At 52.3% G+C, this 25325-nt stretch carries 22 protein-coding genes; 1 reads left to right on the plus strand and 21 read right to left on the minus strand.

Annotated features, from left to right (window positions below):
* Positions 1 to 225 precede the first annotated feature (225 nt).
* The 18 genes from zwf to CBE73_RS10235 form a co-directional block, all read right to left on the minus strand.
* Complete coding sequence (gene zwf / locus CBE73_RS10150; protein ID WP_094094131.1) at positions 226 to 1779, minus strand: glucose-6-phosphate dehydrogenase; 1554 nt, start codon at positions 1777 to 1779, stop codon at positions 226 to 228.
* 186 nt (positions 1780 to 1965) lie between these two features.
* Positions 1966 to 2790, minus strand: coding sequence for a hypothetical protein (locus tag CBE73_RS10155; RefSeq protein ID WP_094094132.1), 825 nt, complete (start codon positions 2788 to 2790; stop codon positions 1966 to 1968).
* A gap of 430 nt (positions 2791 to 3220) precedes the next feature.
* Entirely contained in the window at positions 3221 to 4303 is a 1083-nt protein-coding gene (locus tag CBE73_RS10160) for a Gfo/Idh/MocA family protein (protein WP_094094133.1), read from the minus strand.
* Positions 4303 to 5472 (minus strand): Gfo/Idh/MocA family protein, encoded by a 1170-nt coding sequence (locus CBE73_RS10165; RefSeq protein ID WP_094094134.1) that lies wholly within the window; start codon positions 5470 to 5472, stop codon positions 4303 to 4305. Before CBE73_RS10165 ends, CBE73_RS10160 begins: the two co-directional genes overlap by 1 nt.
* An 81-nt stretch (positions 5473 to 5553) precedes the next feature.
* The gene (locus CBE73_RS10170) at positions 5554 to 7182 is read right to left on the minus strand and encodes a response regulator transcription factor (protein ID WP_068697718.1); all 1629 of its coding nucleotides are present in this window, start codon (positions 7180 to 7182) and stop codon (positions 5554 to 5556) included.
* 132 nt (positions 7183 to 7314) lie between these two features.
* Positions 7315 to 9075 carry a cache domain-containing sensor histidine kinase gene (locus tag CBE73_RS10175; protein WP_094096245.1) on the minus strand — a complete coding sequence of 587 codons (1761 nt, stop codon included), beginning with the start codon at positions 9073 to 9075 and terminating at the stop codon, positions 7315 to 7317.
* Between the two features lie 117 nt (positions 9076 to 9192).
* The gene (locus CBE73_RS10180; RefSeq protein WP_094094135.1) at positions 9193 to 10035 is read right to left on the minus strand and encodes a carbohydrate ABC transporter permease; all 843 of its coding nucleotides are present in this window, start codon (positions 10033 to 10035) and stop codon (positions 9193 to 9195) included.
* Complete coding sequence (locus CBE73_RS10185; RefSeq protein WP_094094136.1) at positions 10032 to 10994, minus strand: carbohydrate ABC transporter permease; 963 nt, start codon at positions 10992 to 10994, stop codon at positions 10032 to 10034. The genes CBE73_RS10180 and CBE73_RS10185 overlap by 4 nt, the downstream gene beginning before the upstream one ends.
* Before the next feature lie 224 nt (positions 10995 to 11218).
* Positions 11219 to 13318 (minus strand): alpha-glucuronidase family glycosyl hydrolase, encoded by a 2100-nt coding sequence (locus CBE73_RS10190; protein WP_094094137.1) that lies wholly within the window; start codon positions 13316 to 13318, stop codon positions 11219 to 11221.
* A gap of 37 nt (positions 13319 to 13355) precedes the next feature.
* Positions 13356 to 14162, minus strand: coding sequence for a Nif3-like dinuclear metal center hexameric protein (locus CBE73_RS10195; RefSeq protein ID WP_342351913.1), 807 nt, complete (start codon positions 14160 to 14162; stop codon positions 13356 to 13358).
* Between the two features lie 57 nt (positions 14163 to 14219).
* A complete protein-coding gene (locus CBE73_RS10200) occupies positions 14220 to 15551 on the minus strand; it encodes an ABC transporter substrate-binding protein (protein WP_094094139.1) in 1332 nt (443 codons plus the stop codon).
* A 251-nt stretch (positions 15552 to 15802) separates the two neighbouring features.
* Positions 15803 to 16453: a response regulator gene (locus tag CBE73_RS10205; protein WP_094094140.1), complete on the minus strand. Its 651-nt coding sequence runs from the start codon at positions 16451 to 16453 to the stop codon at positions 15803 to 15805.
* Positions 16443 to 17516 carry a sensor histidine kinase gene (locus CBE73_RS10210; protein ID WP_094094141.1) on the minus strand — a complete coding sequence of 358 codons (1074 nt, stop codon included), beginning with the start codon at positions 17514 to 17516 and terminating at the stop codon, positions 16443 to 16445. Before CBE73_RS10210 ends, CBE73_RS10205 begins: the two co-directional genes overlap by 11 nt.
* Before the next feature lie 18 nt (positions 17517 to 17534).
* Positions 17535 to 18188: a cell wall-active antibiotics response protein LiaF gene (gene liaF, locus CBE73_RS10215; protein WP_094094142.1), complete on the minus strand. Its 654-nt coding sequence runs from the start codon at positions 18186 to 18188 to the stop codon at positions 17535 to 17537.
* A 176-nt stretch (positions 18189 to 18364) separates the two neighbouring features.
* Positions 18365 to 19081, minus strand: a complete 717-nt coding sequence (locus CBE73_RS10220; RefSeq protein ID WP_094094143.1) for a PspA/IM30 family protein — start codon at positions 19079 to 19081, stop codon at positions 18365 to 18367.
* Between the two features lie 2 nt (positions 19082 to 19083).
* Positions 19084 to 19641, minus strand: a complete 558-nt coding sequence (locus CBE73_RS10225; protein WP_094094144.1) for a PspC domain-containing protein — start codon at positions 19639 to 19641, stop codon at positions 19084 to 19086.
* Between the two features lie 4 nt (positions 19642 to 19645).
* Positions 19646 to 20320 (minus strand): PspA/IM30 family protein, encoded by a 675-nt coding sequence (locus CBE73_RS10230; RefSeq protein ID WP_094094145.1) that lies wholly within the window; start codon positions 20318 to 20320, stop codon positions 19646 to 19648.
* Positions 20321 to 20461: 141 nt separating this feature from the next.
* A complete protein-coding gene (locus CBE73_RS10235; RefSeq protein ID WP_094094146.1) occupies positions 20462 to 20773 on the minus strand; it encodes a hypothetical protein in 312 nt (103 codons plus the stop codon).
* Between the two features lie 399 nt (positions 20774 to 21172).
* Between CBE73_RS10235 and CBE73_RS10240 the strand changes: the two genes are divergently transcribed.
* A complete protein-coding gene (locus CBE73_RS10240) occupies positions 21173 to 22450 on the plus strand; it encodes an ArsB/NhaD family transporter (RefSeq protein ID WP_094094147.1) in 1278 nt (425 codons plus the stop codon).
* A 159-nt stretch (positions 22451 to 22609) separates the two neighbouring features.
* On the opposite strand, the gene CBE73_RS10245 is transcribed toward CBE73_RS10240, so the two are convergent.
* From CBE73_RS10245 to CBE73_RS10255, 3 genes are read right to left on the minus strand one after another with little or no spacing between them, the layout of a single operon-like run.
* Positions 22610 to 23455 (minus strand): MurR/RpiR family transcriptional regulator, encoded by an 846-nt coding sequence (locus CBE73_RS10245; RefSeq protein ID WP_094094148.1) that lies wholly within the window; start codon positions 23453 to 23455, stop codon positions 22610 to 22612.
* A 60-nt stretch (positions 23456 to 23515) separates the two neighbouring features.
* Positions 23516 to 24340: a carbohydrate ABC transporter permease gene (locus CBE73_RS10250; RefSeq protein WP_094094149.1), complete on the minus strand. Its 825-nt coding sequence runs from the start codon at positions 24338 to 24340 to the stop codon at positions 23516 to 23518.
* A gap of 16 nt (positions 24341 to 24356) precedes the next feature.
* Positions 24357 to 25298 carry a carbohydrate ABC transporter permease gene (locus CBE73_RS10255; protein ID WP_094094150.1) on the minus strand — a complete coding sequence of 314 codons (942 nt, stop codon included), beginning with the start codon at positions 25296 to 25298 and terminating at the stop codon, positions 24357 to 24359.
* Positions 25299 to 25325 lie beyond the last annotated feature (27 nt).

A 25325-nucleotide genomic window follows, 5' to 3' on the forward strand; every position in this document is an offset into this window, starting at 1 on the left:
CTTCATTCCTCAAGTATTGCGAACGCACATGTATATCTATTGTATCACAATTTACGAGCCAAGACAGGACAGCATTTGCTGCCATCCGGGATACCCATGCAGGCGAAAAACATCCCCATACGTTAAGCGTATGAGGATGTTCAGCATCAGGTTCATATTCCTTTTCCTGTTCTCTTCCTGCTATCTTGCCAGTTATCAGTTATCTTGCCAATAATCTTAAGCGCCTTATTCCACCGGCTTCAGCCAAATGACGTTGTCTTCCTCCTGACCGTTCACCGGCCACCATTTGAAGCCGTCCTTAGCCAGCAGCTCATGGGTAGCCTGCGGTCCCCAAGTACCGGCCGGATAAGTTTCCAGCTTAGGCGTCCCTTCTTTCCAGGACTTCGCGATTTTATCGATAAACGACCAGGCGGTCGCCACTTCATCCCAGCGGGTAAAATACGTCGAATCGCCGTTAGCCGCATCATGAAGCAGCCGTTCATAAGCTTCCGGCGAGTTAATGCCGACCAGGCAGCTTTGGCAGAATTCCATCGCCGTTGGCTTGATCTCGGACTCCGTGCCCGGATTTTTGGCATTGATTTTGATATAAATGCCTTCCATCGGGTTGACCCGGATCACCAGCAGGTTCGGCTCGAGCGAATGCTTTTGCCCCAAATAAACGTTATTCGGCATGTTCTTGAATTCCACAACCACTTCCGTTGTCTTCACCGGCAGGCGTTTGCCCGTCCGAATATAGAACGGCACACCGGCCCAGCGGAAATTATCGACGAACAGCCGGGCAGCAAAATACGTTTCCGTATTGGAATTCGGGTCCACCTTGTCTTCCTCCCGGTAACCCGGCAGCTTCTTGCCGCCTTTCTCCCCGGCTGTATATTGGGCGCGCACGACGTTCTCGCCAACTTCTTCGTTCGTATTATAATGGCGAAGCGAGCGCAGCACCTTAACCTTCTCGTCGCGGATGTCCTCGGCCAGCAGCCGGCTTGGCGGTTCCATCGCAATCATCGTGAGCATCTGCAGCATATGGTTCTGCCCCATGTCGCGCAGCGCCCCTGCATGATCGTAATATCCGCCCCGTTCCTCGACGCCTACCGTTTCGCTGAGCGTAATCTGCACGTTCGCAATATGTTTGTTGTTCCACAGCGGCTCAAAGAACGCATTCGCGAAACGGATCACTTCAATATTCTGAACCATCTCTTTGCCAAGATAATGGTCAATACGGTAAATTTCTTCTTCCTTAAACACTTCATTTAATTCCGCGTTGAGCTTCTCGGCCGAAGGCAGATCATAACCAAACGGCTTCTCAATCACGAGACGATGCCAGCCCTCGCTGTCCAGCATACCGCCTTTCTTCAGATTCAGCGATACGCTGCTGAACAGTTCCGGTGCCAGCGCGAGATAGAACAAGCGGTTGCCCGGAATGTTAAACTTTTGCTCCAGTGCTTCCGTATGCTGCTTGAGTTCCACATAACCGTCCAAATTGTTAATATCCAGCGATTTGTACTCAAAATGCTCGGCAAAACGGTTCCATTCTTCCTCGTCTTTGATTTTGTACCGGCAGAACTCCGTAATGGATTCCCGCAGATCGTTCCTGAACTGTTCAGGAGTGCGGGGACGGCGTGCTACGCCAATAACCGCAAAATCCTCGGCTATTTTCCCTTCGCGGTACAGTGAATAAATTGCAGGATAAAGCTTGCGGTGCGCCAAATCCCCGGTGGCCCCAAAGATAAAAAAGGCTGTTCCCGGCGTTTGCAGCGCTTCAACATTTTGATTATCAGCCATGGCTCCTCATTCTTTCTATAGTGGATTAGAAAATGAATTGATGCCTGAATCTCTTTCATCACTGAAATCGATTCGCCGCCTTACCATAAACATTGATATGCTCATCCAACCGGATTTACGTGATGTATTTTAGCATATCTGAATTTCCAATTCCATCCTCTTCCTTCTTGGAAAAAGAACGCCGCCTCAGTACTCAATTGTCAGCATCGGCGAACCATATGAAACCTGCTGCAGACCCGTCACCGTATCGGTATGCGAGGCCATTTGCAGCCCGGCCTTGCGGCCATTAATCAGCGTGGTAATCCCGAAGGAAGGCACTTCATAAGTTCGGGAAACCGTAGTCCCATCTTCAAATGAATCAATTGGGCTCGCTTGAAGCTCCCCCGCCTCCTTCTCCATGCTGCTCAGCATGACAGAAGCGTCTTTGGACGATCCGTCCGCAGATGAAGTCGCTGTTGCTGCCTGTTCCCCAGGAAGCGGCGCCAAGCCTTGAACGGAACCGTTCCACGCGGCAGCCACACCATTACTCAGCAAAACCCGACCGGCCTCATGCTGCTGCTGCTCAAGCTCATCCGCCGCTGATGCCTCGGCATCTAACCGGTAAATGACATAGAGCGCCCCATTTACTTCCATCAAGGAAAGTTTACCCATTACGCCGCCCTTTAACCCGTCTGACGTATAAACCTCGTGGCCTTGAACGTTCTCCGTTCCCACTGCAGAAAGGCCTAGCTGTCGCGCCAGCCGTTCAGCCGCTGGTTCCGCCTGCAGATCACTATTCCAGGCTCCCTGCCATTTAACGACCGTGTCCAGCTTGCCGGACACCTGCTCACGGGCAAGCTTCAGCAGCTGCTGAAGCTGCGCATCCGCCTGATCTAATTGAGGGGCCTGAGCCGCGTTTCCGGCCGCTTGAATCAATTTTCCGGCACCGGGGCCAAATCCAACCACAAATAATAGAGCTGTAACCAAAGAAATCATAAGGCTTATCAGTACAACGGCATTTCGTGTTCTCATCGTTTTGTTCTCCTCCGCACCGGCCTGCCGGAGCCCCGCTCCTGCTGCCTCTCATTTATCCGTTTATAGGAATCTATGAGACTAGCATTGACCGGATTAAGAGATTGTATTCCTGTTTGGTCAGAAGAAAATTGCTTTCTATCTTCTATCAGAAAAAAGCATACAAAAAAGAGAACCCTAAGGCCCTCTGGCTGTTTTATGGTTGTTCTCTGTTGTTCTCTGTTGTTCTCTGTTGTTCTCTGTTGTTCTCTGTTACTCTCTGATTGTTCTATGATTGTTCTCTGATTGTTCTTTGTTATTCTCTATTTTATTCGCTGCTGTTTCTCTGCTTAACTCTGTTTCTCCGCTTGATTGTTTGTTTCTGTTTGTTTCCGCCAGTTTCTCTCAGCCTGAGCTTGTTCCTCCTCCTAGGCGGTCTGAACTTTTGAATTTAGGACAATGAACGCCCCCAGCTCGGCTTCACCGCCGTTACCATCTCGCCCGTCCGGATCGCCCGTTCGATCTGCCATCCAAGGTAACAGTCCTGCGCCGCCTCTTCAAGCCCGTAGAAAGCCGGCCCTCCGCTGATATAATCGGCCATTTGCTGCAGACAGGCCGCAATCGCGATTTCATCATCGTATAATCTGGCGGGAGCGAACGGATTCGTATAAAGCCACTCCTCTCCGCACAGGATGCCTTGAAGGAAATACCCTTCCTGATTCTCATATTCGCCTTTGTTGACCCGTTTCAGCTCCAGCTGCCGGGGGATCAGGTCCTCCGGCTGAAGCAGCACCCGCTGGTCAAAGATTTCGCCGCGTTCGCCCCTCACCGATAAATGATTGGAACGAATCCAGGAGCGGTGCTGATCCTTCGTGAAATCATAAATGCCGAGCGCATCCCCGAAATCCAGCCAGGCTAAATCCCGCTGCATAGCGACGATTTGGTCAACCTGCGGCGGGCCACTGCGACTCGGCCCCTGCACCCACTCCGAATCAAAACGCATCGCTTTGATCCTCACTTCTTCAAAAGACTTGCCGAGCATACGCCGGATGAGGCTGACGCCGTGATACATATGGGAAATTGAAACGGTCGCCTCCGTGATTCGTCCTAATTTCCCCGAGCGGAGCAGCGCCAGCCTTGCCTGCTGAACCGGATGGAACTGGTACTGCTCGGCCACCTGAATACGGGCATTTAAGGAAGCAGCCCGATCCAATAAGGCCTCCAGCTCATTCAAATCCGAAGCCGGCGGCGTTTCGGCCAGCACCGGCACGCCAAGCTCGGCGAGCTTCAGCAAATATTCGCTGCCGCTGCTCCCGCCCACGGCCACAACGACAAAATCCGGCGTTTCCTTCGCCAGCAGTTCATCCAATGTACGATAAGTGGATGTTCCCCATTCGGCCTCCATTTGTCTGCCTTTGGCTTCATCCCGCACGACCATGCCACTGACGTGGAAACGGTCCGGCAAAGCTTTAGCAATTCGCAGAAAATATTGGGCCCTGAACCCGGCGCCGCCAATCAGGCTGAATTTGACCATTACGCTTCTCCTCCTGACTCAGCATTAGCCGGAATTGCGGACGCCTTTGGAGCGGACATCTTTGGACGCTCCGGTAACGGGTAGGCAGATACTGCCGCCAGAAATCCTTCCCGGGTATAGAAGCGGCTGTCCGGGCTGAGCGGAAGCTCCACCCGACCTCCGGTTATCGCGGCTTCATAGACGGCCGTAATCAATTCAAGCGTCTTCCGGCCTTCATGACCGTCGATCAGCACTTTGAGCGAACCGTTCTCGATCGCCGTCAAAACATCGTCCACCTGTCCGGTATGAGCGTCATATTTCAGCGTCTCTGACTCGCCGGCGAACTGCTCGATCTCTTCCTCCAGCTTCGGATGACGGACCGGAAACCCGTCCTCCAGCTCCTGGGACGCATAAACCTTCCAAGGCGCTGACACCCTTGCCCGCTCTCCCTGAAAAACCATCTGCCGTTCCTCTCCGTGATGGACCACCGAGCTGGTCATTTGCGCCAAAGCGCCTCCATCATAAACAAAGACCGCTATGGAGAGATCCTCCAGCTCCGAATTGGGATGGGACGTATTGCTCATAACGGCCTGGACGGACCGCGGCATGCCCATCATCCACTGCAGCAAATCCATATGGTGTACCCCATGGTTAAGCGTACAGCCTCCGCCTTCTCTCTCCCAGGATCCCCGCCACCAAACATCATAATAGCTGCGGCCGCGCCACCAGTAGGACTCTACCTGGGCATGCACAATCCGGCCGATCAGACCGGATTCCAGCACCGCTTTCAGCTTCACGTTCTTGTCCACGAACCGTTCCTGTCCGACTACCGACAGCAGACGCCCGGACGAAGCCTGAGCCTCCAGCATCCGGTCGCATTCGGCGAGAGACATCGCCATCGGCTTCTCGATCAGCACATGAACGCCTGCTTCCAGGCAGTTCACCGCGATCTCCGCATGCAAATGCGGCGGCGCGCAGATGGAGACCAGATCGAGTTCCCCGTCCCGCAGCAGCTCCCGATAATCCTGAACCAGCCTGCAGTCCAGTCCGAACCGATCCCGCAAAGCCGCCGCTTTGTCCATACCGGGATTGGCAAGCGCTACAACCCGGCAGCGTTCACTAAATTCTGCATACGCTTTCAAATGTGTCTCTGCAATTTTGCCGGTGCCGATAATCCCAACCTTGATCATATCTATCTCCTCCCTTCCGCGGAGCAGCGTAACTTTAACTCTTATATGAACTTCTATAGGAACACCCGAAATTTCATTCCGTTATTTAATAAGTTCAGTAGGATTCTGCCCCGTAATCTTTTTGAACAGCGTGCTGAAATACGGGATGTTTTTGTAGCCGACCCGTTCGGCCACCTCATAGACCAGCATCTTCCGTTCCAAGAGCAGCTCCCGCGCTTTCTCGATCCGCACCCGGGTCAGATACGTGTTGAAGGTCTCGCCCGTAATATTTTTAAAAATAATCGACAGGTGGTTGCGCGAAATGTACACCATATCGGACAAATCGGCCAGCGTCACATCCTCCGCATAATGCTCATGGATGTAACGGGTCATGAAATCCACGATTTGCCGGTGTTTGCTGCTGCCCTTCCACTGCCGGTCGTGGATGATGGCGCCGATTTTGCCGGACAGCCATTCCGTCAATTGATCGGGCTCGGACAGACTCATCAGCTCCTTGGCGATTTGGTCGCCGGAGAACAGCTCCTCCACCGCCAGTCCCGACTCGTACAAGGAATAAGTCACGATCCCCCAAAGCTCGCTGCCCAGAAGCTGCACATAGTCCTTCGTAATCAAGTCTTTGCTGGCTTTAAGCTCGGTAATATATTCGCTGATCAGCTGGACGGCCTCCAGCTCCTGGGAAGCTTTAACCGCCCCTGCCAGTTTGTACAGAAACTTCGCCGGCAGCAACGGGGCCGCATCCGGCTGCTCCGTCCGGATCTCCGCCGGATACCTGTACAGCTCATAACCCGGGCTTAACCGCTCCTGCTTTAGTTCGATAGCCTGGAAAGCTTCGTCCGTAGAATAAGGAATATCCGTCCAAGCTTCTTTGAATCTCCCGATGCCGATGCGGACCTCCAGCTTGAGACAGCTTTTGATGCTGTCGATCAGCTGTATGCCGAGCCCCCTCAGACTTTGCGTCATACCTTCCTGCTGCCCGGCCCCGCTTGGCGGGTGAAGCACAAGCAAAGCCCGGGTGCTGTGCAGCTCCGTATATTCCATGTTCGGGAACCCTTGACGTGCGACCTCGCAGGCAATGTTCCCGATTGCAAACCGGAACAAATTCCAATCGGATACGGACAAAGTCCGCGCCCAATCCTTGCGCACCAGATCAATGCCGAGGGTAACATGGCTGCAGTCGGTCCAGTAAGTATACGGTTCCGGCAAATAAGCCGCTCCGTCCCGGTTCCTCTCCAAAGTTCCGATTGCGGCAGAACGGACCCATTCTTTTTCGATAAACGGTTTGTATTGGACCATCGTCTGCTCCAGCTCCAGCCGTCTTAACCGGCTCTCTTCCTCCTCCGACAGCTCGTTGATGACTTTGGTTAATATGGCTTTCAGAGTCGGCACGCTGATCGGCTTGGAGACGTAATCGCTGACCTGATACCTCAGCGCCTGTCTGGCATGCTCGAAATCCGAATAACCGCTTAAAATAATAATCTTGCCGTTATAACCTTCCTGTCTGATCCGCTCTATCATATCCAGCCCGTTCATTTCGGGCATATAAATATCGGTAATGATGACGTCCGGCTGCGAGAGACGGGTCATTTCCAGTCCATCCGCCCCGTTCAAGGCCTCCCAGGCCCACTCCGCCTGCAGTTCATCCCATGGAATGACCCGCTTCATGCCCTGAAGCACATGACGTTCATCGTCCACAATCGCGATTCTCCACACGACGCATTCCTCCCTTAATTTCGGCAGTGATGACCAAGGTATATGGGGGCGCATTTTCGATCTCTATCCTAGCAACGAACCCCTGGGGTTAACAGATGACGAATACACGATCTATTGCAGAATAACACGGGATTATGAAGCGCTTTCCTCTTTGTTTGGAGGATGAGCCAGCAAAGGCAGCACGATATCCACCTTCGTCCCCCCCTCCGGACGCTCGGACAGCTTGACACCATAACCGTTCCCGAAATAACCGTCAATCCGCTCCTTTACATTGCGGATGCCGTACCCGCCGGTCCGCCGCTTCTGCGCTTGAGGCGGTGTTTCGGGGGGAATCCGTTTCAGCCCTGTCCCGTTATCCTCAATCACAATCCGCAGCCGTTCGTTGTCATGCTCCATCCGAATCCGGATATGGCCGTGGGATTGTTTGTTGAATCCGTGTACAATCGAGTTCTCCACAAACGGCTGGAGGGTCAGCTTAGGCATGTAATAGACGCCCAGCTCCTCGGGAACTTCAATCGTATAATCAAGCCCTCCGCTGCGGCGCAGCTGCTGGATTTCCAGATAACTTTCAATATGCACCAGCTCCTCGCTGATCGGAATAAAGCTGTCGCCGTTGGACAAGCCGATCCGGAACATGCGGCCCGTCAGTTCCAGAATCCGGCTGAGCTCATCCTGTCCGGCTTCGATGGCCATCCAGTTCAGCTGGTCCAGCATATTATATAGAAAATGAGGATTGATATTGGCCTGCAGGGCCTCAATCTCGGCTTTTCGCTGCTGCTCATAGCGGCGCTGCAGGGACAGGTAAAGCTCCTCAATCCGCTCATTCTGCTTGCGGTAACCGGCGAACAGGTAGCCGAATTCATTTTCGTAATCGGTCGGAAGCTCCGGCTGCTGCCCGCCGACCGAATACATCCGCATCGCCGTCACCAGCTTTTTGATCGGTTTGGTGAACTGGCGGCTCAGCAAATGGGTCAGCAGCAGGACAAACAGAATGGCAATTACGCCGATGAAGCCGATAATTTCCGCCAGCCTGAAGCTGCTCGCCGTAATCTGTTTCCATGATGTGATTTCGATCAGCGTCCAGTTGGAATTCGGCAGCCTGGAGTAGACCAGCAGAGAGTCTTCCTGTTTCTGGCCGCTTTGAATATGGACGTAACCGGAAGACTCCTCCCTTCTGGTATCAATCCAGCCCTCCAGCTCCTTCTGATCCAGCACGTTGCCGATCTTGAGCAGCTGCCGTCCTTCCCCGTCCGTCATAATCCGGTTGCTGCCTTCGGAATGGCCGGCCAGCAGCGTCTGAATTTCTTTGGCTTTGATATGAATGACCAGAACCCCCAGATAGGTGTTCTCATACATGATCTTCCGGGCAAAGCTCAGCACCGGAACATGGCCCTGGAAGCTGGACACTTCGTGTTCTTCCGACCAGGCGAAATCATTTTTCTGCAAATACTGGGACAAATCCCACTTCTTCAGCTCGGATAAATCATGAAACTGGATGTAGCTCTTGTCGTCTCCCTGAAACGGGTGCTCCATATACAAATCAATGCCCTGGATCAGCGGAATGGAATAAGTGAGATTGGCCAAGGCATGCTGGACGCCCTGATACCTGCGGTAGCGGTCATATTCGTCCCCATTGTCCCGCAGGAACGTAATCAGCTCATTGTCGCGCGACGTGGACAACGAGATCTGCTCGATGGTCACCATCCGGGTCGTAATCTCGTTGTTCAGCTCGTCCAGCAGCTGCTGCTGGTAATGCGAGGTGGTTCTGACCAGCGATTTGGAAGACAAGCTGTAGCCTGTCCAGGCGATCAAAGCGATAAAAATGATGATGACCAGAGCAAAACTCTGGAAAAACAGCCGGTCGATCCGGTATTTCTTAAAGGGATTAGTCACAGATGCAGGCACAGGCCGCTTCACTCCTTCCGGGCGGTTCATAAGCAGAAAACGGCAAAGCAGGAGATCGTCAGAACCCCCGCTTTACCTCTGGAGAAACCCGATTTCGAGTTCACTTTATCCCTTAATGCCCGTTGTGGCAATCCCTTCTACGAAATACTTTTGAAGGAACATAAAGACGATTGTAGCCGGCAGGATCGAAACGAGCGCCATGGCAAGCAGTTGTCCCCACTGCTGGGCCGATTGCGAATCGTTGATCATGCGCAGCGCAAGCCCGACCGTATATTTGTCCACGGAGTTCAGATACAGCAGGTGGCCGAGGAAATCATCCCAGTTCCACAAGAAACAGAAGATCGTTACGGTTACGATCGCCGGCTTCGTCAAAGGCATGACCACCCGCCAGTAAATCCCGAACCACGAACAGCCGTCGATCTTCGCCGACTCGTCGAGCTCTTTGGGGATGCCCCGCACAAACTGGATCAGCAGGAAGACGAAGAAGGTTCCGCCCGCTCCGCCGGCCAGCAGATGCGGCACGATGAACGGAAGGTAAGTGTTGACCCAGCCAAGCTGGTGAAACAGCGCGTACTGCGGAATGATCAGCACCTGGCCCGGCAGCATCAAGGTCAGCATCAGCAGCGAGAACCAGAAATTCTTAAGCGGGAAATCCATTCGCGCGAACCCGAACGCCACAAGCGTGCAGGAGATCAGGGTCGCAACGAGAACGGCGGCTTCGAGCTGAAAGGTATTGAGATAGAAATCGGTAAACGAATGACCGGGAACCGAATGCCAGCCTTTCGTGAAGTTGCTCCAAGTCGGAGCGGAAGGGAAAATATTCGGCGAGCTCAGCTCCTGATTCGTTTTGAACGCGGCGCCGATCCACCAAAGGACCGGATAGACCATGATGACGCTGAATAGGATCATAACAACGTGGCGGACCATCGCTTTTCCTTGTTTGGTCATTTCTGCTTCCTCCCTTCCGGCTCCGTTTCATAGAACACCCAGTAACGCGAAGTGCCGGCGATAATGAGAGCCGCGATAACGATGATGACCAGCATGATCCAGGCCAGCGCCGAAGAATAACCGAGCTGGTAGCGGCTGAATGCCCGTTCATACAGATAAAGCGCGTACACATACGTGGAATTCACAGGTCCGCCGTTTGTGATAACGAAAGCAGAGGTGAACATTTGAAAGGAATTGATGACCGCCATAATCAGGTTGAAATACATGATCGGCGACAGCATCGGCAAGGTGATCCGGAAGAACTGGACAAACCGGTTGGCGCCGTCTACGGATGAAGCCTCGTACAGGTCATTTGGAATTTGCTTCAGACCGGCCAGGAAAATCACCATCGTCGAGCCGAATTGCCAGGCGGCCAGCAGAATCAGGGTCCACAGCGCCGAATCGGGGCTGGTAATCCAGCCTTTGCCTTCGATCCCGAACACAGCCAAGATTTTGTTAAAGATGCCGTCAACGCCAAAAATATTCCGCCACAGCAGCGAAACGGCAATGCTGCCTCCGATCAGCGAAGGGAAATAAATCGCCGTCCGGTAAAAGGTAATCCCTCTTACAGCACGGTTCAGCACCATGGCGACAAGGAGTGCAGCAATCAGCTTCACCGGAACGGAAGCGATTACATATTTGAACGTGACGCCCACCGATTGGACGAATTTCGGGTCATTCATGAAGATGCGTTCGTAGTTCCGGGTTCCGACCCAATTAATGGGCTCCAGCAGCGTATAATCGGTAAAGGAGTAATACAGCGATAAGAACATCGGATAAGCTGTCAGCCCTAAGAAGCCGATCAGCCAAGGTGAAATGAACAGATAACCTGCCACGGATGTCTTCCAGCTGCGGTTTAAAGACCGGGGCTTCTTGACTTTGGGGGCCGTGCCTGAGGTTACGGCTGCGGTACGGTTCATGTGCAATCACTTCCTGTAGTCAGTTTTATACTCTAAATATATAGGCAAGCCAGAGCTGTTGAAATGAGGGTAATGTTTGAATTCTTTCAAAATATAACGAAAAAAAGAAGAAGCACGATGTCCGCGCCTCTTCTTCGCTTATTCTCCTTTTGCCTGGCAGCACCCGGCACCTGACCTCCAGCACTCGGCACAAGGCATTGGGCCCCAAACCCAAGGTCTCTCGATTAATAAATCGTCCGTCCCTGTTCGTCGGCAATCCCGCATCTCCGGTAGAAATACGTATTGATCCGGTCGCGCCATTCCTTGGCGTGCTCAGCCTGCTCGGCCAACCGCTCAGCCACCTGTTGGTGCAGCCCTTCTTCTATGCTTCCGGCCAAGGCTTCCCACTCGGCGGCAAAACGTTCGGCCTGCTCTGCACCTTCAAAATGGGTGTCGTAAATATGCTGGATCACCGTCTTCCCGGAGTGGAGCTTATGGGTATACGGAACATGATGGAAGAACAGCAGCAGCTCATCCGGACAGGTCTCCAGCGATTCATACCGCTCGCAATTAGAGCCTGCATACTGCCCGGTATATCCCGTTCCCGTCGCTTTCGTCCGGTCCACGCCGATGCCCTGCCAATCCGCAAAATGATAAGTGCCCCACATCGAATATTCGTAGCCCTCTACATTCGGGCCGTAGTGATGATCGGGATTGACCATAAACCCTACGCCTAGCGGCGCCGTATAAGATTCGTAGATCCCCCAGGAGTCCAGCAGCATCTGCTGAACCGTACGGATTAGCTGCTCGCTGCCGTTGCCGAAGGTAAGCCTGATCCATTCCTCGGCGATCTCCGGGGAAGTCAGCCCGGGATTCCAGATCAAACGCCCATAGCCGTACAGGTTGGCCTGAGCCAGCAGATGGCCGGTCCAGTTCGTGTCATCCCCGATATTCGAGACGGCGGCAATGCCCGCCAGGCGGCTGCCATGCAGCTCTCCACTGGCAATCCGCTTCACAGTCGAGCCTTCTCCTTTGAGATAAGTATCAAAGTCCAGTATCTCCTTCCACTGCGGCACCAGATAACACAAATGCCGCTGCTGGCCCGTATATTCCTGTGTAATCTGCAGCTCCAGCACCTGATGGGTAGACGGCATCGCGCCCAGCAGAGGCGATATTGGCTCACGTACCTGGAAGTCGATCGGGCCGTTCTTGACCTGCAGCACAACATTGTCCTTAAACCGTCCGTCCAAAGGCTTGAAGTGATCGTATGCCGCTTTTGCCCGGTCCGTCTTGCGGTCCCGCCAGTCCTGCTTGCAGTTGTAGACAAAGCAGCGCCAAATCACGATTCCGCCGAAAGGATCAAGCGCTTCGGCCAGCATGTTGGCCCCGTCGGCATGATCGCGGCCATATGTGAACGGGCCAGGCCGGTTCTCCGAATCGGCTTTGACCACATAGCCGCCGAAGTCCGGAATCGCGCTATACACATCTTTTATCCGGTGCTGCCACCATTCCTGGACAGCCGGGTCCAAAGGGTCCGCCGTAGGCAATTCGCCCATTTCCAGCGGAGCGGCGTAGTTCACGCTTAGAAACAGCTTCACGGCAAAGTCGCGGAAGATCGCAGCAACCTCGGCCACGTCCGGCAGAAACTCGTCCGTAATCAGCAGCGTCTCCTGCTTGTGGACATTAACGTTGTTGATGGATACGGCGTTAATGCCAACGGAAGCCAGCAGGCGTGCATAATCGCGGATGCGCTCCTTGTCCGCTTTGAAGCGGTTATTTTCAAAGAAGATCGATTTACCGGCATACCCCCGCTCGATCGAGCCGTCCATGTTATCCCAATGGTTGATCATGCGAAGCGGATTGACCGGGTTCTCCCGGATATTCAAGCCGTTCACGGATTGGCCTGTTCCGAATAACCGCAGCAGATGAAACGCCCCGTAGAGCAGGCCCGCAGGCGCTGCAGCCGCTATCACGATCCGGCCTGTATGAGCATCCGTTTGGATTGCAAAACCTTCAGCACCGATCTCGGTTATGACGGCCTCTGGAAACAGCCCGTCAATCTCCGGATTACTGCCAAACAACGCCAGTTGTATGTATGCTTCCGAGTCCGGCACCTCTCCTGCATTTACAACAGCCGCAGACAGGCCTGACATGCCTTCCAGCCCCCGAGCAAGCTCGGCAGCAGCTGAATGAATCACAGCGGCTCCTCCGTCCTCGGGAGCTCCAGCTACAACAATCTGGCGGTAGGCCTTGTATCGCTTAAGCCACTCGGCGGTCTCCTGCCTACGGTAAGGCAGCCAAGCCAAATAACCATCTTCCCCATGTACTTGTTCCGGTATACTCATCGCTTCTTCCTCCTCGGATTGTATCCTGTTAAATTCGCTATATCCACTTAAATAAAGGATCGCCCGGGATATAATGTACCGGAACGTCCGCGAATTTCTCCTTAAGCCGCTTCGCAAGCAGCTTCATACCCGGCTCTTCGCTTTGCGCGTGTCCCAGCAGCAGCAATGCCTTTGGCCTGCCTTGACTGCAGGCATCACGGACATACTCCGGAGTCTCCCACTCCGGCCCTTCGCCGGCGATGATCAAATCCAAATGCTCCCGCTCGAATAAAGGGATCGCCTGACCGCCTCCGCCGCGGTACCCGACCAGCAGACCGATACGGCGGCACGGCATGGCCGGGTCGCCAACGGCCCGGACAAACGGAAGGTCCAGCTTCTCCTTTACTTGTCTCGCAACTTCCTCCAGCGGCATCGGCGGTATTTCCGCTATCGCCGACACGGGCTGCCTATCCACGATATACGGCTCCCAGCCCAGCTCCTGAATCAATCCTTCCGTGATGCCGTCCGGCTGGTAGCGATGGACGTAGTCGTGCAGCCGGAAGACAGCCAAGCCCGACGATTCGATCAGCTTGTGCTTTTCCCGGTATACAGGGCCTAGATCATCTAAATCAGCCGGATCGTGATGACTGAAGTACAAGCCTTCATGAGTAATCAGCAGATTGGCATCCAGCGTTGCCGCCTGGCTGATCACAGAATGAGTGGCCATAAAAGCAACGGCTATCCCGTTTACCACGGCGGTTTCGTCACCCGCTTTCAGTCCGTCCACCGTTTGCTCCGGTCCTTGAGCCTGCTCGGTCGTCAGCCAGGTCAGCACCTCTTTGATCGGCAGAGCCAAATCGTCCACCTCACTTCAAACGCAAGGCCCGGAACACAGCTGTTCCGGGCTTTGGCGTTTTTTAAATTATTTTTCGTAAGCTGTAGAAGCATCCTTCAGTTCATCAAAGGCTTGCTCAGGCGTCACTTTCTTAAAGCTGAGCTCGTCGCGGACAAGCGCCCAGTCCTTATCAATGAAGTTCGTCCAGCCGCCCGCTCCCGCCGTCCAGGTCTGACCATCAGGTTCAGTTGCCCGGAGCAGAGCAAGGCCTGCTTTATCCAGATCACTCATGGTTGATTCGAGCAGCGTTGCGTTATCTTTGTTCACCGGCAGACCGCGCGAAGTCTTCAGCACTTTCGCCGCTTCCGGATCGTTCAGCAGCCAGTTAACAAATTTCTTGGCTTCTGCCTGTTGTTTCGAATCGGCGGATACCCCCAGGAACATGGAAGGTTTAATCCAGCCGCCGGCTTCATCGGAGCGAGGCATCGTCACCAGCGCATAGGCGCCAGGCTTCAAGCTGTCCCAGGAAACCAGGTTGTTGGAGAAACCGTAGCGCATCAAAATTTTACCGGCTACCATCAAGTCCATTTGCGGGTCGAACTCTTTGTCAGAGGCATTAACATCTGCTGGCGGTACCAGTCCTTCATTACGCAGCTCTTCAAACTGCTTCGTCCACTCAAGGAACGTATCCTTGTCGATGTTGAAATGACCGTCATCGGTAACAACAGGTCCTTTGCCTTTGCTGTACTGGAACGCGGAATACATAAAGTAGTTGCCTGCGTAGTCCAGCGTGAAATATTGTCCGCTAGGCAGCTTGGATTTGCTTTCCTTCGCCAGCGTGAAGAAATCGTCCCACGTCCAGCCATTGTCCGGACTTTGAATGCCCAGTTTATCCATAGCGGCTTTGTCGAAAATCATGCCGAAGGCAACCGATCCCATCGGAATCGCGTATTGTTTGCCGTCAGACTGTCCGCCGACCAGCAGATTTGGATCAAACTTGCTGACGTCAACTTCCGAAGACGTCAGTTCGGCTAACTGACCACGGCCTGCCCAGTCTGGCACCCAGCCCGGATCAAGCTGGATAATGTCCGGCGCATTTTTAGCCGCAGCCTGTGTAGACAATTTATCCAGGTACCCTTCCATACCGGAATATTCAGGTTCAAAGGTGACATTCGGATTATTTTTTGTATACAAGTCCAGCGCTGCCAGAGTAGCTTCATGCCGGTCCTGGGAACCCCACCACATAATGCGCAGCTTCACCGGACTGCTGCCCGTGTCCGCAGACGCCTCCGTTTGGCTGCCCGAACCGGAATTCCCAGACGCATTGTTCTTGGCATTGTCGGAACTGCCGCAGGCCGTAAGTGCACCTACCAGAACGGCCATGACCAGGATCGAAAGAGAACGCTTCCATCTTATCATTCGTTTAACCCCTCCGTAAGTTGTCTTTTTACATTATCAGCATAACAATTCAGGATGGCAGTTGGTATAAGAGCAATGCACGATTTGTTTTAAAATTGTCCGATTTTTATAAAAAGCCGTCCGGGTTAAATACGCCCCAAACGGCCTGGTTCTGCTGCGGATTTCTGTCTTTCTTTGGGTCTTTCTCTTCTCTACCTCTACTCTTTTTCTCTCATTTATTGCCTGATTTTCGCAATTTCCCGGGTTCTTGTCTACTCGGCCAGTCCGTTCTTGTAGGCGTAAATCGCGGCCTGTGTCCGGTCCTCTACTCCAAGCTTCGCCAAAATGTTCGTGACGTGAAATTTGACTGTTTTGACGCCGATAATCAGATCATCCGCGATATCCTGATTGGATTTCCCCTGAGCGAGCAGACGAAGCACGTCCATTTCGCGTTCGGTCAATTCCTCATGGGCAGGAGCCGCCGGCTTGGGCTGGCGGAAGCGGTTCATCATTTTCGATGCAACCTGGGATTCCAGCACGGATTGTCCCCGGGCAGCGGCCCGGATCGCATCGGCGATTTCCGTTGCCCGCGACGTTTTAAGCAGGTAACTGAAAGCGCCGGCTTCGATGACCGGGTACATTTTCTCATCATCCAAATAACTGGTTAACACGATCACTTTGCAGTCCGGATACAGCTTCAGCAGCTGGCGGGTCGTCTCAATGCCGTCCATGCCGTCCATGACCAGATCCATCAGCACCACATCCGGCTTGTATTCCGTCGCCAGTCTGATGCCTTCTTCCCCGCTGCTGGCTTCCCCGACGACTTCAATGCCTTCTTCGGTGCCCAGCACCGCGGCCAAACCAATCCGCACCATCTCGTGGTCATCGACCAGCAAAACCTTAATCGGTGATTCAAGCTCCATCCTGCACGTCATCCTTTCTTTCTTCGATTCCCGTCAGCAGCGGGACCGTGATTTCAATTCTCGTTCCTTTGCCCGGCGCCGTAATAAACTGAATCGAACCGCCGATCTCCCGGATACGTTCCTGCATATTGGACAAGCCGTAGGAGGCCTGCTTCGCATCATCCAGTTCGAAACCGACCCCGTTATCCCGCAAAATAACCCGCACCGCATCGCCCCGTCTAAAAATCCGGATTTCCATTCGCTCGGCTTTCGCATGCCGCAGCGTATTGGACATCGCCTCCTGGATGATCCGGAACAGATGGTTTTCGATCCCTTTGACCAAACTGAGGTCACGGTCCATCTCCAGCACAATGTCCATTGGCACTTTGGTTTTAAGTTCGCGGACAAGCTCCTCGACGCCCTGCGTCAGCTCCTTGCCCTCCAGATAGACCGGGCGCAGATGCAGCAGCAGCGCGCGCATTTCCGACTGGGCGACCGAAGCCATCTCCTCGATCAGCTCCACCTGCCGCTGGGCTTTGTCGAAATCTTTTTCCAGCGTCCGCCTTACCGCCGTCGCCGTCATCGAAATCGCAAACAGCTGCTGGGATACCGCATCATGCAGCTCACGCGCCAACCGTTGCCTCTCCTCTACGATTGCCGATACCCGGGCCTGTTCCGCAAGCTGGGCGTTGTTGGTAGAGAGTCTCTGCAGAGAAGTTACCTGCTCCTCCCAACGTTTGCCGAGCCGCTCAAGCTGCTCGCTCAGCTGTCCGACCTCGTCCTCACCAAGCTTGGGCACCGTTCGGGACAAGTTGCCCTTCTCCCATTGCAGCAGGGAGCTGCGGAGCAGATCCAATCGGCGTTTGATCCGGTAGACATCATAGAAGCCATACGCGGCGCCAACAACCACCAGCACCACCGCCAGCGTCAATCCGGCAATGACCGCCTGCCTCCAGGAACTGTCCAAATTCAAATAGCCGTATGTATTAAGAACGTACAGAATCACAGCCAGCAGAAATAGAGACAGGAGAATCCCGTCCCGCATGCTGCGTGAAACGAGATTCACAGGCTTCCTTCTTCTCATCGGATCTAGACCCTCCTGTCAGTTGTTAATTCGTATATCTACATCCCCTACCAGGTAAGAGACGATAATTTTCACCTTTTGTTCGCTTTGCTCATAGTTCGGGGAACGCCAATGAATACGGTTCATTAAGCCGGTATCCGATTCCCTGCCCAGGCCGATCCGCCCGAAGAACACAAAAGCGTCGATCTCCACGCCATAATCCTCAGATAAGACGAGATCAAGGTCGCCGACAACTCCTTGAAACATCAAAATATGGTCTCCGTCCTCCACAATGGCCAGCGATAAATCCACATCCAGTTCGCCGAGCACGTGCATCATGCCGATGTTTCGCAGGACCCACGGATCCCGGTCCCAATGAATGCTTTGCACAAAGTTATGTTTTTGCATATAGTCCCTGTCGGGTCTGGCCTTTCTAGCCTTGGCGTAGAAGACCCCAAGCGAAATGGCCAATATCGTGATCACCAGCAGCAGATGATCGAGCAAAATAATGCCGCTGCCCACGGTCAGCAGAATATAGCCGGTTCTGACGTTGTCCCCCTGCCGAATCTTATACACGCCATACACCAGCAGGACAAGTGCGACAATCGTAAAGAAGCCCATCCATCTAAAAGCAATCAGAGCGATGCCGATCATCATCAGCGTTATCGCCCACATCCGGGTTCTGTCTCTCATGCCGCACCTCCTCTAGCTGTATTTTTAAACTGTAGAAAAGCCATAGCAGCACCTCTGTGCCGTATGGCTCTTCTGTCCGTACAGAATCCCGGTCTGCCTGCCGGCTTAAAGCGCAGCAGCAGACAGATCGTCCATGCCTGTACAGCATAACATATTTATCGAGCTTCCTGAATCACTTATTCCTCAGAATCCGCAGCTGGTTTGGCTGAAGTGCTGCCGCCGCCAAGCTTCGATTTCAGCGCGTTAAGCTGTTCCTCGATCTTCATCTGCTTCTCGACATCCACGGGATTCGAATTGTAGAGGCTGCTGCCGCCGCCGTTATACGGGGTACGCATCACGTCTGCTTCGGCTTCCATCTGCATAATCTTCTCTTCCATACGCTGGAAGCCCATCGAAGCGCTGCCGCTCTCAATCGTATGCAGGCTGCTGATCGAAGACATTTGTTTCTTCGCTTTGGCCATTTGAGCCCGGGATACCAGCTCATTGCGTTTGTTGCGCAGCTTGTAGAACTCGTCTTTCATGTCATGCAGCTGCTGCTTCAGATCCTGGGCATGCACTTCAGCCTGAGTGTGCAGATCATGGAATTCGACCTGCTTCTGGTCGTAGTAAATTTTCTCCTCCAGCAGCTTGCGGGCGATCTCCTCCTGGCCATTGCTCAAGGCAGCCGCAGCCTGGCTTTCACGCTGTGCGGAAATGCGCACGGCTTCGTCCAGACGCTGCTTCATACGGCGCTCGTTCGCCATCTGCTTCGCCACCGTTACCTCGGCTTCACGGATCTCAGCCTCCATATCGCGCAAATACTGATTGAGCATGACGATCGGATCTTCCACTTTGTCCAGCATTTCGTTAACAGACGCTTTTGTAATATCCTTAATTCTCTTGAATACTCCCATTGTTATTCGTCTCCTTTCTCTTGCTTCCCGGTTTCATATTTAGCGAGCTTCTGACGAAGCTCTTCCAGTTCCTTCTGCATCGCTTTCTTCTCAATATCGCCCATCATGTAATCCAGATTGGATTCATCCTCCCGGCCATAGCCTTCGGGACCTCTGCGGGTATCATGCCCGAATTGCGAGGATCTTGGCGGAGGCGGCGCAAATGGTCCGCGCCGTCCAGAGAACCGCTCTTCGAAGTTCCGCTTGAACTCCTGATGCGAGAACCGGCGATCCGGTCCATATCCGCCTGGTCCAGGACCCGCTTCAGGACCAGGACCGGGACCTGGGTTATAACCCGAATTCCAGCCACCGCCGTAGAAAGGATCATGCGGCTGATAAGGTTCCTTCGATACTACCAGTGATGCGATCAAATAGAGCAGAATAACGGCTCCGCTTGTAAAAGGAATCGCAATCACGAGAAGCAGACGCAGAATGCCCGCGCTGATGCCAAAGCTTTCCGCCAGCCCGCCGCACAATCCAGTAATCCAGCGGTCTTTGCGGGATCTATATACTCTGCTCACGTGCTTACACTCCTTCCTGCTTGCTCAGTTTCTGCTTCAGCCGCTCCAGCTCGCGCTCCAGTGTAGACTGTAGGCCTGCTGTGCTGAAAAGGCCGCTCTCTCCGGAGGTTTCGCTTCTGCGAAGCTCGCGTAAGCTGCGCTGCTCCCACTCCATGTCCGAAACCCGGTCCTCGAGCCGGCCGAACATTTTCGGCACGTCCCGGTCGCTTCCCATACGCTGGTTCATGCGCTGCTGCAGCCGCAGCGTCTCCATCCGCGCATAATAATATTGTCGTTTGCTGTACACTGTCTGATACTCGGTTTTTAATTCACCGAGCTGCAGCTCGAGCTCTTGTAAGGAATCAGAGCTTTGAAGATATAGTTCTTCGTATTGCTCCAGCTTTTCTTCATAGAGCATTTTCTCCTGCAAGGCCATTTTGGCCAGATGCTCTTCCCCGGCTTTCAGAGCCAGCAGAGCCTGCTCTTCCCTTTTGGAACGCATGGCCTTAGCCTGCTCAACCTGTCCTTTTAAATTCCGGGTATGTGTAGAACACTGCTGGTACAGCTTCTCTACTTCTGCAATCTCCTGCCGGGTTTCGTACAGAAACCGGTCAATCATCTGCACCGGATCCTGCGCTTGTTCCAGCCGTTCGTTTAATGTAGCCAATGTAATGTCTCTAACCCGTCGAAATACGCCCATGCTGAGCTGTCCCTCCTAACCCTTCCGGATTTTGTGCTTATAAAATCCATTCGGTTCATTTCGTTTTTAATTTCGCGTCTGAATCATTTACTTGCTGAAATGAAGCTGTTTAGAAAACCTGGATCGCAAACCCGCTTGGCCTTAGCCATGCCTTCTGCCGTTTCGGAATACGGAAATACCGTACAGCACTATCCCGATGCCAATGGCCGGCACGATCAGCCAGGCCAGCTTGGAAAGCAGAACCAACACACCGATGATCAGAACGATCCAGCCAAAAACGGCGTTGCCCCGGCGAATCCCGTAATAACCTAACGCAATCATGGCCGCTGCGATAATCAGTCCGAAGAAGAATCCAAATACATGACTGAGCAGCGGGATAAATTTGCCGGTAATGACCAGCACCCCAATTACAATAAGTATAAACGCAAGTCCTTTAGATCCGCTGTTTCTCATATTGTTCACCGCCTCCCCTTAACCTTATGACTCTATTCTAAACCTCGGCGTCTTTTCCCAAAACAGACCGGGGGCGGTTTTTGAACCTAGACCAAAGTCGAGGATCGACTCAGACCGTAAGTTTAGCTGCAAAATGGTTTACAGGTTCAAACATAAAATTTATACTTATATAAGTGTATGCGAACGTGTTTCCGGACAATGGAACTTACGGAAATAGAACTTACGGAACCAATGGAACTACGGACAATAGAATTATGCAGCTTTACTTGGAGGAGCCTGTCACTGACGGGCTCTTTTTATCTTTTTTAAGGCTGTCAGCTCTCCATACCGGGTTTAATTCCGTCTTTCGCAGCTCATATTATGAATTATTAATTTATGAAGTTATTAAGGGAGGTTGTTATGCACGCACAAGCTTGGTGGGCGATTGCCATCTTTCTAGTAACCTACGCCCTCATCATCAGTGAAAAGATTCACCGCACCATCATCGCCATGTTAGGCGGCATCCTGTTAATTGTATTCGGCATCCTGAGCCAGGAATCAGCGCTGGAACACATTGATTTCAACACCCTGGGCCTGCTGCTCGGCATGATGGTTATTGTCAACACAACGGCCGAAACGGGATTGTTTAAATTTATTGGTCTTTGGACGGCGAAAAAGGCCGGCGGGCATCCCATCCGTATCCTTTGGATGCTGGCGGTTATTACGGCCCTTGGCTCGGCCTTCCTGGATAACGTAACCACGATCATGCTCATGGTTCCGGTAACCTTCAGCATCACCCGGCAGCTCAAGGTTCCTGCTTTTCCCTTTATCTTCACCCAGGTTATGGCTTCCAATATCGGCGGAACCGCAACCCTGATCGGTGATCCGCCGAATATTATGATCGGCAGCGCCGTGAAAGAGATGACTTTTAATGCTTTCCTGCTGAATCTGGCCCCGGTCATCCTGATCATCCTGGCTGTCAGTATCCTGTTATTTATCCTGCTCTTCAGGAAACAGCTTAAGACTACAGAAGAGAACCGGAAACAGCTGATGAATTATAATTTGAACGGCATCATCCACGACCGGAGTCTGCTGATCAAAAGCTTAAGCATTCTCGGTCTTGTGATTATCGGATTCTTCCTGCATCAAGCTTTGCATCTGGAATCCGCAACTGTAGCACTGGCAGGGGCTTTTCTGCTGCTGCTCCTTACCGGCGAACACATCATGGAACGTGCTTTCCGTTCTGTTGAATGGCCGACCCTGTTCTTCTTTATCGGATTATTTGTTCTGGTGGGAGGTCTCGTGGATACGGGGGTTATCTCCCGACTGGCAGACCGCGCCATTTCGCTTACAGGGGGAGACGCATTAGCGGGAAGTATGCTGATTCTGTGGCTCAGCGCCATCGCTTCGGCTTTTCTGGACAACATTCCGTTTGTTGCCACCATGATTCCTTTGATTCAGGATATGGCCCAACTTGGCGTTCACCCGATCGAACCTTTGTGGTGGAGCTTATCCCTGGGGGCGTGTCTTGGCGGGAACGGAACTTTGATTGGTGCCAGCGCAAACCTGGTTGCAGCAGGGATGTCTGCCAAAGAAGATGAGCCGATCAGCTTCATGAAGTTCATTAAATACGGCTTTCCGTTAATGATCATTACCGTTCTGATGTCCACTGTCTACATTTATTTGAGATATTTCTGAGTTTTCCAGTTCAAAACCTGCGGATCACCCGCCTCTATATACAAACAAGCGTCTTTACTCCAGTTCTTGTAAGGGGGAACCGGGTATAGCCGCTTGTTTTTTTTGTTGGTTTGGTATTCCTATGTATGACCGTAAACCGGAGTTTTATTATCTTAAGGGTTATTTGTGGTTTTTCTTGACCACTTTACGCGTTAATTCAAGATACCGGACAGACTGCTCATAATTCCGGCTGGATACCGCCAGATAAAGAATATCAATAAGGTTAAGCTGGGTAATCCGGGAAGAAGTAGCTCCGCTGCGGATCTCCATTTCGGTTGAAGAGATATACAGTGGAATATCCGCCAGTTCGCTGACTGGGTTGTTTCCATAACGGGTAATCGAAATGACTGCTGCTCCCCGCTCTTTCGCATGTTTAAGACAATCCACAACCGTCTGGGTTTCGCCGGAATAAGAAATGCCGACCACCACATCCTCTTTAGTCAGCATGACGGAAGAAATCAGCTGCTGGTCGGGATCCATGAAGGCCATACTAAGTTTGTTAATGCGCATGAATTTCTGCTGGGCGTCCAGGGCAATGAGATTCGAGGCTCCTACACCATAGAAGAAGATTTGCTTGGCTTGTACCAACGTCTCCACTGCTTTTTCCACTAAAGCAGGCGTCAGAATTTTCATCGTATCTACAATAGACTGCATATTATTATTGGAAACGGTCTCCATCAGCTCGGCGATCGTGCTATCCGGTTTAATTTCCTGATAGCCGTTTGCGAAGCCCTGGGTTTGCAAGTCTCCGGCCACTTTGAGCTTCAGCTCCTGATACCCCTTAAATCCTGCAGATTTGCACAGCCGGATCACGGCGGCTTGAGAACCGCCGCTTTCCTCGGCAAGCTGAGCGACGGACATATCAATAATCCGCTGGGGATCGTTTAAAATAAAATCGGCTACTTTGCGCTCGGAAGACGTTAAGGTATTCACGAGCTCCCTAAGCCGCACTAATCCGCCATTCATGGAGTTTTCCTCCCTCTCTCTTATCCTCGGTTCTCTATAAGCCTCTAAGATCCGTATCCTTTATTTTACAGCACCTGCTGTAAGCCCGTCCATAAATTGCCGGGAGGCCAAGGCGAAAATAATGATCATTGGCAGCGAAGATAAGGTCAGGCCTGCAAACAGCACGCTCCAGTCGGTCGTAAATTCACCAAACAGCTGCAGCATGCCCAAAGGTATAGTTTTCTTCGCTTCATCCTGAATAAAAATCATCGGGAAAAAGAAGTCGTTCCAAACACCAATAAAATTGATAATGACCACCGTTCCGATTGCCGGCTTCATCAGCGGCACGAGAATGCGAACCAGCAGACCGCCGCTGGAGCAGCCGTCCATACGTCCCGCTTCCTCCAGTTCCGAAGGCAGCGTTCGAAAAAATCCGCTGAGAATTAACACAGCCATCGGCAGACCCGCCCCGACCTGAATCAGAATGATAGACCAATAGGAGTTAATCAGGCCTAGATCACGAACCAGCAGAAATAGTGGTACCAGACCCAATTTAATCGGCAGCATCATTCCCAGCAGGAAGTAGAAAAACAACAGACCATTCCATTTAAAGCGGAACCGGGCGATATAAAAGGATACCATCACGCTGCACACGACCAGTATAACCAACGTTGCCACACTTACGAATGCACTATTGAAAATATACTTGGAATAATTCAATTCTACAAATAATTTATCATAGGAAACCACCGAGAATTTGCTGGGCCAGGCGAGCGGTTTGGTGAAAATCTCCACGTTAGGTTTAAAGGAAGAAATCAACATCAACAGCAGGGGAAATAAAGACACGATTGCATAACCCACAGCCAGCACATATAAAACACTTCTTTTCATTACCCTTAGTCTCATGTGCCTCCCCTTTCTGTCAGGCCGTTTCTTTATGATTGACGTACTTCATAAAGACGGCGGAAATAATGGCGATAATCGCAAACAAAACAACGGCAAGCGCAGAACCGATGCCCAGTGAACCCGTGTCACCGGAATTACCGCCAAAAGCGGTGCGATAGAAGAAAACAGCAAGTAAGTCCGTCGAATAAAACGGCTCTCCCGTAGAGCCCTGCATCGCAAATACCAATTCAAAAGCTTCGAAAGACTGGATGAAGGTCATCACGATCACAATCACCATAGGCTGGAACATCATGGGCAAAACGACCGAACGAATTAACCGGAAGCCCGTAGTACCGTCTAGACGTGCGGCCTCCATCACTTCTTCCGGAATGGACTGCAGACCCGCGAGTAAGATCAGCATATAGAAACCGATCGCAAACCAGGAGTTGATCAGGACTACTGCCGTCAGCGCCGTATCCGGGTCTCCCAACCATGCAGTAGTGAGCGATTCTAAACCGACTTTGCGCAGAACAGCATTTAAAATGCCCATGTTGGGATTCAGGATAAGCTTCCATAAGAAGCCGACGATAATAACGGACAGAAGACGAGGCAGAAAATAAGCCACTTTAAAGAAGGAGGCCCCTTTGATTTTCCGGAAAATGAGATAAGCCAGACCGAACGCAATGCCGTTCTGCACCACCATCTCAACGACAAAATAATAAAGGTTGTGCCTGAGCGCCCGCCAAAACATCGTATGATAAGGCTCCTGGGTGAACAGGCGAATAAAGTTGTCAAAGTTATTAAAGCGGCCCATAACCAGTCCCTTCCATTCGAACAGACTGTAGGTGAAAGCCGCAAGAATAGGGTAAACGATAAACAGGGTATAAAAGAGAATTGCAGGTACCGGAAATAAATGAATCAAATGTTTTTTCCATGTGCCGTTTCTCGGAGGGGCGCCGGCTGTTGGCGTATCTTCCACAATTGTTCACCTCGCAGACCAAATAAG

The organism is Paenibacillus physcomitrellae, from assembly GCF_002240225.1.
GTDB classification, from domain to species: Bacteria; Bacillota; Bacilli; order Paenibacillales; family Paenibacillaceae; genus Fontibacillus; species Fontibacillus physcomitrellae.

Excerpts from the sequence above, each read along its gene's own strand:
- zwf (WP_094094131.1), bottom strand. The coding sequence starts at position 1,779 with ATGGCTGATAATCAAAATGTTGAAGCGCTGCAAACGCCGGGAACAGCC.
- CBE73_RS10155 (WP_094094132.1), bottom strand. The coding sequence starts at position 2,790 with ATGAGAACACGAAATGCCGTTGTACTGATAAGCCTTATGATTTCTTTG.
- CBE73_RS10160 (WP_094094133.1), bottom strand. The coding sequence starts at position 4,303 with ATGGTCAAATTCAGCCTGATTGGCGGCGCCGGGTTCAGGGCCCAATAT.
- CBE73_RS10165 (WP_094094134.1), bottom strand. The coding sequence starts at position 5,472 with ATGATCAAGGTTGGGATTATCGGCACCGGCAAAATTGCAGAGACACAT.
- CBE73_RS10180 (WP_094094135.1), bottom strand. The coding sequence starts at position 10,035 with ATGACCAAACAAGGAAAAGCGATGGTCCGCCACGTTGTTATGATCCTA.
- CBE73_RS10185 (WP_094094136.1), bottom strand. The coding sequence starts at position 10,994 with ATGAACCGTACCGCAGCCGTAACCTCAGGCACGGCCCCCAAAGTCAAG.
- CBE73_RS10190 (WP_094094137.1), bottom strand. The coding sequence starts at position 13,318 with ATGAGTATACCGGAACAAGTACATGGGGAAGATGGTTATTTGGCTTGG.
- CBE73_RS10200 (WP_094094139.1), bottom strand. The coding sequence starts at position 15,551 with ATGATAAGATGGAAGCGTTCTCTTTCGATCCTGGTCATGGCCGTTCTG.
- CBE73_RS10205 (WP_094094140.1), bottom strand. The coding sequence starts at position 16,453 with ATGGAGCTTGAATCACCGATTAAGGTTTTGCTGGTCGATGACCACGAG.
- CBE73_RS10210 (WP_094094141.1), bottom strand. The coding sequence starts at position 17,516 with ATGAGAAGAAGGAAGCCTGTGAATCTCGTTTCACGCAGCATGCGGGAC.
- liaF (WP_094094142.1), bottom strand. The coding sequence starts at position 18,188 with ATGAGAGACAGAACCCGGATGTGGGCGATAACGCTGATGATGATCGGC.
- CBE73_RS10220 (WP_094094143.1), bottom strand. The coding sequence starts at position 19,081 with ATGGGAGTATTCAAGAGAATTAAGGATATTACAAAAGCGTCTGTTAAC.
- CBE73_RS10230 (WP_094094145.1), bottom strand. The coding sequence starts at position 20,320 with ATGGGCGTATTTCGACGGGTTAGAGACATTACATTGGCTACATTAAAC.
- CBE73_RS10235 (WP_094094146.1), bottom strand. The coding sequence starts at position 20,773 with ATGAGAAACAGCGGATCTAAAGGACTTGCGTTTATACTTATTGTAATT.
- CBE73_RS10240 (WP_094094147.1), top strand. The coding sequence starts at position 21,173 with ATGCACGCACAAGCTTGGTGGGCGATTGCCATCTTTCTAGTAACCTAC.
- CBE73_RS10245 (WP_094094148.1), bottom strand. The coding sequence starts at position 23,455 with ATGAATGGCGGATTAGTGCGGCTTAGGGAGCTCGTGAATACCTTAACG.
- CBE73_RS10250 (WP_094094149.1), bottom strand. The coding sequence starts at position 24,340 with ATGAGACTAAGGGTAATGAAAAGAAGTGTTTTATATGTGCTGGCTGTG.